Origin of the sequence: Mesorhizobium caraganae, from assembly GCF_016836705.1 — a bacterium.
Taxonomy (GTDB): domain Bacteria; phylum Pseudomonadota; class Alphaproteobacteria; order Rhizobiales; family Rhizobiaceae; genus Mesorhizobium; species Mesorhizobium caraganae.
On the sequence record NZ_JAFCGY010000113.1, the window covers coordinates 1 to 600 of the forward strand.

The window sequence follows — 600 nt, forward strand, 5'->3', positions numbered from 1 at the left end:
GACGAGCGATAGCACTCCCGGGTTTCCTGCCGTGGACAGGGGAGCGACCGCGGGAGCAGACGACTACGCGCAGGCCTATGGCGTCATTATCGATGAGTTGCCTCATCCGCTGTGGGCGGTGGCGCAGCCTTGGCTCGCCACAGCGCAGAACTATTCCGAAATGGCACGGCAGATAGTCGAGCAGTTTCGGCGCGACGGTTTCCTAAGGAGTCCGGACGAACACGATGCGCTTACTCGCGCCGACGACTCCACCAGGGCGCCAACGCAGACCAATCCATCGGTTCCGGGGCCGTCGGCCGAGCAGCCTGACATCTTGGGCGAGGCTATGGAGCCACGCAATCGGACGCGTGGCAAGCGCGGGAGGCTGGCCACCGAACATGAGGAAGACGGCAGGGCGGCTCAACGGCGGCAATTGAAGGTCCCGCAACCTATGGCGCTCGGCGCCACCGAATGGCTGGGTGACGAGCACATCCAGGCGGACTACGATCGTCTTGCCCATGAACTGAGACAGACCTACCCAAGATTCGCCGCCCAGACCCGGTTTGTGTCGCCCGCGGTCGTCCACTTCCTGCGCTTAGCCGAACCAGCCCCTCTGCAGGA

At 64.2% G+C, this 600-nt stretch carries 1 pseudogene; it reads left to right on the top strand.

What is annotated here, in order from left to right:
* Positions 1 to 31 precede the first annotated feature (31 nt).
* Positions 32 to 600, top strand: a pseudogene (locus JQK88_RS35525) (hypothetical protein); the annotation flags it as partial.